This window comes from Methylobacterium goesingense, assembly GCF_022179225.1.
GTDB classification, from domain to species: Bacteria; Pseudomonadota; Alphaproteobacteria; order Rhizobiales; family Beijerinckiaceae; genus Methylobacterium; species Methylobacterium goesingense.
Map to the genome: position 1 here is coordinate 21207 of NZ_BPQL01000104.1, position 6430 is coordinate 27636.

Sequence of the window (6430 nt, forward strand, 5' to 3'; positions counted from 1 at the left end):
GTCAGCCCGCGATGCCGGCCCGCTCCGACCGCATGCGCCTCGGCGCCTTCCTTTATCCCGGCGGACACCACGTCGCGGCTTGGCGCCACCCGTCCGCCCAGGCCGATGCCGGCGTCAACGCCGCCCACTACCGGCGGATCGCCAGGACGGCGGAGGCGGCGAAGTTCGACCTGATCTTCCTCGCCGATGGCGTCGCGGTCCGGGGCGAGGACATCGACGCCCTCAGCCGCACGGCGATCCGCTATGTCGGGCAGTTCGAGCCCCTGACCCTGCTCTCCCACCTCGCGGCGGTGACCGAGCGGATCGGCCTCGTGGCCACGGCCTCCACCACCTACAATGAGCCCTTCCACGTCGCCCGCAAGTTCGCCTCCCTCGATCACCTCAGTGAGGGTCGGGCCGGCTGGAACCTCGTGACCTCCGCCGACCCCCGCGAAGCCTGGAACTTCAGCCGCGAGAGCCACCTCGCCCATGCCCACCGCTACACCCGGGCGGAGGAGTTCGTCGACGTGGTCCGGGGCCTGTGGGATTCCTACGCGGACGACGCCTTCGTGCGCGACCGGGAGTCGGGCCGGTTCTTCGACCCGGACCGGCTGCATCTCCTCGCCCACGAGGGTGCGCACTTCTCGGTGCGCGGTCCCCTCAACGTGCCGCGCCCGCCGCAGGGCCACCCGGTTGTGGTGCAGGCCGGCTCCTCCGAAGCCGGCAAGGCGCTGGCCGCCCGCACCGCCGAGATCGTCTTCACGGCCCAGACGAGCCTGGAGGACGCGACAGCCTTCTACGCCGACGTGAAGGGCCGCATGGCCGGCTTCGGGCGTGACCCGGATCACCTCAAGATCATGCCCGGCGCCTTCCCGGTCGTCGGACGCACGGAGAGCGAGGCCCAGGACCGCTACGGGGAATTGCAGGACCTGATCCACCCCGTGGTCGGCCGCTCGCTCCTCGAACAACTCGCCGGCGCCGACCTGTCGGCCTATCCGGACGACGCCCTGGTGCCTGACCTGCCTGAGACCGAGGGCGGCAAGAGCCGGCAGGCCCTGATGCTGACTCTGGCCCGGCGCGAGAAGCTGACCATCCGCGAGCTCTATCTGCGCATCGCCGGCGCCCGCGGGCACTGGACCCTGGTCGGCACGCCGAGCCGGATCGCCGACGCGCTTCAGGAGCGCTTCGAGGCCCACGGGGCGGACGGCTTCAACATCATGCCGCCGACCCTGCCCGGCGGCCTCGACGACTTCGCCACCCTGGTGATCCCCGAGCTCCAGCGCCGCGGCCTGTTCCGCAGGGACTACGAGGGCCGCACCCTGCGCGAAAACCTCGGCTTGCCGCGGCCGCCCCATCGCCACCCCGCCGCCGCGATCCGGGCGCCGGCCGCCCCATGACCCGTCCCTCCTTCCCGCACCAGGACCCTGAAGCCATGACGATCCGCCGGCAGCGCCGCCGCGCCTCTCCCACCCGCCGCACCCTCCTCGCCCTCGCCTGCGCGGCCCTGCTGCCGCTGGGCACGGCCCGGCGAAGCGAGGCCGCCGAGGTGACGGAGGTTCGTCTCGACTGGGCGACCTACAACCCGGTCAGCCTCGTCCTGAAGGAGAAGGGCTTCCTCGAATCCGCCCTGAAGGCGCGGGGCATCGCCGTGCGCTGGACGCAGTCGCTCGGCTCGAACAAGGCGCTGGAATACCTGAACGGCGGGGCCATCGACTTCGGCTCCTCGGCCGGGGCGGCCGCCCTGCTGGCGCGCATCAACGGCAATCCGGTCAAGGCGATCTACGCCTACTCGCAGCCGGAATGGACAGCCCTGGTGACCACGAAGGACAGCGGTATTCGGACGCCCGCGGACCTCAAGGGCAAGCGGATCGCGGTGACGCGGGGCACCGATCCGCACATCTTCCTCATCCGGGCGCTTCAGGGCGCCGGGCTCACCGAGAAGGACGCCAAGCTCGTCCTGCTCCAGCATGCCGACGGGCGCACCGCCCTGGAGCGCGGCGACGTCGACGCCTGGGCCGGCCTCGACCCGATGATGGCGGCCTCCGAGCTCGAGGGCGGCACCCGCCTGTTCTTCCGAGACCCGGCCGCCAACACCTGGGGCGTCCTCGACGTGCGCGAGGATTTCGCCAAAGCCCATCCGGACCTCGTCCGGATCGTCATCGCCGCTTACGAGCAGGCGCGCACCTACGCGATCGCCAACCCGGAGGCCGTAACGCGGGCGCTCGTCGCCGCGACCAAGCTGCCCGAAGCCGTGATCGCCCGCCAGCTCGCCCGCACCGATCTGAGCCGGCCCGAGATCGGCCGGGTCCAGGCCGAGAGCATCCGGGCGGCGGGCCTCGCATTGCAGCAGGCCGGCGTGATCCCAGCGGAGACCGACGTGGCCGCGGCCGTCGATGCGCTGATCGACCCCCGGTTCACCGCCGGGTCCGAGCGGTGAGCGCGGCAACCGCATCCCCGCTCCTCGCATCCGGCACGGGAGACGATGGCACCGCTCCAGCAACGGTCGTGCTGAACCGATCCTGGCGACGGGGTGCCGGTCGCACGGGCGGGCGCCTCGTCCTCGGCATCCTGATCCCCCTGGCCCTCGCCCTGGGCTGGGAGCTCGCCATCCGGTCGGGCCTCGCCCAGGGGCGGCTGCTGCCGCCGCCGAGCCGGGTCCTCGGGACGCTGCTGGCGCTGGCCCAGTCCGGGGACCTCTGGCTGCACGTCCAGGCGACGCTGCTGCGCGTCGCCCTCGGCTTCGTGGCCGGCGCCGGGGCTGGCATCCTCGTCGGCGCCCTCACCGGCACGCTGCCGCTCGCCCGGCACCTTCTCGATCCCAGTCTTCAGGCCCTGCGGGCGGTGCCCTCGCTCGCCTGGGTGCCCCTCTTCATCCTCTGGCTCGGCATCCTCGAGACGCCGAAGGTCGTGCTCATCGCCGTCGGGGTGTTCTTCCCGGTCTATGTCGGGGTCTCCGGCGCGATCGCGTCGGTGGATCGCAAGCTCGTGGAGGTCGGACGCATCTTCCGCCTGTCGCGCCTCGCGCTCGCCCGCCGCATCCTCCTGCCGGCGGTTCTGCCCGGCACCCTGGTGGCGCTCCGCACCGGCCTCGGGCTCGGCTTCCTGTTCGTGGTGGCGGCCGAGCTGATGGGCGCCTCGGAGGGGCTCGGCTACCTCCTGGTGGACGGCCAGCAATTCGGGAAGCCGGACCAGATCCTGGCGGCCATCCTGGCCTTCGCAGGTCTGGGCAAGCTCGCCGACGGCCTCCTCGTCCTGGCGACCCGTCCGCTCCTGCGCTGGCAGGATGTCAGCCGCGGCGTGCTTTAGGACTGGCCCCACCACGGACATGGCTTCGGACACACGGCGATGCTGACGATCCAGGACCTCTCGAAGACCTACGCGGACGGGACGCGGGCGCTCTCCGGCCTGACCCTCTCCCTCGCGCCCGGCGAGATCGTCGCCGTGGTGGGTGGCTCGGGCTGCGGGAAGACCACCCTCCTGCGCCTCGTGGCCGGCCTCGACGTGGCGACGGCGGGTTCCATCCGGCTCGACGGCGCCACCATCGACGGCCCGCATCCCGGCCTCGGCCTGGTCTTCCAGGAGCCGCGCCTGCTGCCCTGGCTCAGCATCGCCGAGAATGTCGGGTTCGGCCTCGCCGACCGGCCGGCGGCCGAGCGCCGGGCCCAGGTGGCCCGCGCCCTCGACCGCGTCGGTCTCGCCGACCATGCGGGGCGCTGGCCGCGCGAGCTCTCCGGCGGCCAGCAGCAGCGCGTCGCCATCGCCCGGGCCTTCGTGGCCGACCCCCGGGTTCTCCTGCTCGACGAGCCCTTCTCGGCCCTCGATGCCGTCACGCGCGAGGACCTGCACCGCCACCTGCTGGCGCTCTGGGCAGAGACCCGCCCGACCATCCTCCTCGTCACCCACGACGTCGCCGAGGCCGCGTCCCTCGCGGACCGGGTCGTGGTCATGCGCCCCCATCCCGGCCGCATTCACGAGACGGTCGCACTCGATGCGCCTCGCTCCTGGGACGCGGCGGCCCAGGATCGGAATGCGCGCACCCTGCGGGCCCTGCTGGACCAGTCCCTCGCCGCGCCCCCGCGTCCGGTAGCGCAGACCGCCTGACCGGCGCGGCCTACCAGCTCGTGAGCACCGCCCCGCCGAAGGTCGTCTCCACGAAGGCCTTGGTCTCGGGCGTGCGGTAGCTCTCCACCAGTGCCTTGACCCAGGGCTTGTCCTGGTCGGCCTCGCGGACCGCCAGCATGTTCACGTAGGGTCCTTTCGGTTCCTCCTTCAGGAGCGCGTCGGAAGGCTTGAGGCCGGCGGGCGTCGCGTAGTTGGTGTTGACCGCCGCGGCGTCCACGTCGTCGAGGGCGCGGGGCGTCTGGGCCGCGTCCACCTCGATGAAGCGGAGCCTGCGCGGATTCTCGACGATGTCGGCCACCGTCGGCTTGAACCCGGTGCCGGGGGCCAGCTTGATCACGCCCTTGTCCTGCAGGAGCAGCAGCGAGCGCCCGCCATTGGTCGGGTCGTTCTGGATCGCCACGGTGCCGCCGTTCGGCACCGCGTCGAAGCTCCTGTGCCGCTTCGAATAGATGCCGAGGGGGAAGTTCACCGTGAGGCCGACGCCGGTGATCCGGTAGCCCCGGTCGGCCTTCTGGTTGTCGAGGAAGGGCTGGTTCTGGAACGAGTTCGCCTCGATCTCGCCGGCCGAGAGGGCCTCGTTCGGTACGACGTAGTCGGAGAACTCGATGATCTGGAGGTCGAGCCCCCGCTTCGCCGCGATCGGCTTCACCGCCTCGAGGATCTGCGCGTGCGGCCCCGGGGTCGCCCCGATGCGGACCCGCGTCAGGGGTTCGGCCCACACTGGAGCGGGAACAGCCGAGCCGGACACGGCGAGGAGGGCGGCGAGGGTCAGGGCGCGCAGCATGGCGGATCGTCCGGGTTGGAGGCGGGAGGGGTGCGAAGGGGCGCGTTAGGCCTGCCGGATGCGCCGGTTCAGGCGCCGCGCCAGGCTCTCGCCGACGGTCTGCACCGCTTGGACGAGGACAACGAGGACGACGACCACGGCCAGCATCATCTCGGGCCTAAAGCGCTGGTAGCCGTAGCGGATGCCGAGATCGCCGAGGCCGCCGCCGCCGACGGCGCCGACCATGGCGGAGAAGCCGAGGAGCGAGACCACCGCCAGGGTCAGGCCCGACACGATGCCGGGCAGCGCCTCGGGGATTAGCACCTTGGCGATGATCTGCCCCGGGCTCGCCCCGAAGGCGCGGGCCGCCTCCACGAGGCCCGGATCGACCTCCCGAATCGCCGCCTCGATCAGGCGCGCCAGGAAGGGCGTCGCCGCCACCGTGAGCGGTACCGTCGCGGCGAGGGTCCCGATGGAAGTGCCGGCGATGAGCCGGGTGAAGGGGATGATCGCCACCACCAGGATGATGAAGGGCGTCGAGCGGGTTGCGTTGACGACGAAGCCGAGCACCGTGTTCGCGATCGGCGCGGCGAGGAGCTCGCCGCGTCGGCTCGTCGCCAGGAAGACCCCCAACGGCAGGCCGAACAGGGTGCCGAGGGAGGCGGCGAGCGCCACCATCGTGAGGGTGTCGCCGGTGGCCTGGACGAGGAGGCGGATCAGTTCAGGCGACACGGGACGCCTCCTGGGCCAGCGGCAGGTATCCGAGTACCTGACTCGCGATGCCGTGCTGCGCGAGATAGGTTTGTGCGCGTGCCGTCACGTCGGGCGCCGGCGGCAGCCCGATCGCCAGGGAGCCGAACGGACGACCGCCGATCTCGTCCACGGTGCCGGCAAGGATCGCGGCCTCGATGCCGGTGTCTCGGGCGAGCCGCGCCAGGATCGCGCTGCCGTCGGGCGCGTCCTCGAAGGCGATGCGCAGCACCACGGTCGCGCCCGGCCGTGCGCCGGGGCCGATCCGCGCCGCCAGCGCCGGGGGCAGCTCATGGCCCATTTCTCCCGCGAGGAGGGAGCGCGTGATCTCGGCCTGCGGCCGGGTGAAGACGTCGAAGGCCGAGCCCTGCTCGACGATGGCGCCGTGCTCGATCACCGCGACGCGGTCGACCACGGCGCGGATCACCGACATCTCGTGGGTGATGAGCACGATGGTGAGGCCGAGCTCCCGGTTGATGCGCGCGAGGAGCGCCAGGATCGACCGGGTGGTCTCGGGGTCCAGGGCAGAGGTCGCCTCGTCGGAGAGCAGCACGTCCGGTCGCGTCGCCAGGGCCCGGGCGATGCCGACGCGCTGCTTCTGCCCGCCCGACAGCTCGGCGGGATAGCGCCCCGCCTGATCGGCGAGCCCCACGAGATCGAGCAACTCGGCGACCCGCGCCCGGATCGCGGCCGGCGCCCAGCCGGCGATCTCCAGGGGTAGCGCCACGTTGCCGGCGGCGTCCCGCGACGCGAGCAGGTTGAAGTGCTGGAAGATCATCCCGACCCGGGCCCGCAGGGCGCGCAGCTCCGGCGCGC

Annotated in this window: 7 protein-coding genes; 4 read left to right on the forward strand and 3 right to left on the reverse strand. The window is 72.4% G+C overall.

Going from position 1 to position 6430, the window contains the following annotated elements:
* Positions 1–11: 11 nt before the first annotated feature.
* From MFF30_RS18155 to MFF30_RS18170, 4 genes are all read left to right on the forward strand, one after another.
* Positions 12–1376, forward strand: a complete 1365-nt coding sequence (locus tag MFF30_RS18155) for an LLM class flavin-dependent oxidoreductase (RefSeq protein WP_238280882.1) — start codon at positions 12–14, stop codon at positions 1374–1376.
* A 35-nt stretch (positions 1377–1411) separates the two neighbouring features.
* The gene (locus tag MFF30_RS18160; RefSeq protein WP_238280883.1) at positions 1412–2416 is read left to right on the forward strand and encodes an aliphatic sulfonate ABC transporter substrate-binding protein; all 1005 of its coding nucleotides are present in this window, start codon (positions 1412–1414) and stop codon (positions 2414–2416) included.
* Positions 2417–2484: 68 nt separating this feature from the next.
* Positions 2485–3285: an ABC transporter permease gene (locus tag MFF30_RS18165; RefSeq protein WP_238280884.1), complete on the forward strand. Its 801-nt coding sequence runs from the start codon at positions 2485–2487 to the stop codon at positions 3283–3285.
* Positions 3286–3324: 39 nt separating this feature from the next.
* A complete protein-coding gene (locus MFF30_RS18170; protein WP_238280885.1) occupies positions 3325–4080 on the forward strand; it encodes an ABC transporter ATP-binding protein in 756 nt (251 codons plus the stop codon).
* Between the two features lie 10 nt (positions 4081–4090).
* Here the strand turns inward: MFF30_RS18170 and MFF30_RS18175 are convergent, their stop codons facing one another.
* The 3 genes from MFF30_RS18175 to MFF30_RS18185 all read right to left on the reverse strand — a co-directional run.
* Entirely contained in the window at positions 4091–4885 is a 795-nt protein-coding gene (locus MFF30_RS18175; RefSeq protein ID WP_238280886.1) for a MetQ/NlpA family ABC transporter substrate-binding protein, read from the reverse strand.
* Positions 4886–4930: 45 nt separating this feature from the next.
* Positions 4931–5596: a methionine ABC transporter permease gene (locus MFF30_RS18180; RefSeq protein ID WP_238280887.1), complete on the reverse strand. Its 666-nt coding sequence runs from the start codon at positions 5594–5596 to the stop codon at positions 4931–4933.
* On the reverse strand, positions 5586–6430 hold an 845-nt coding region (locus MFF30_RS18185), incomplete at its 5' end, for a methionine ABC transporter ATP-binding protein (RefSeq protein WP_238280888.1). The genes MFF30_RS18185 and MFF30_RS18180, both read right to left, overlap by 11 nt.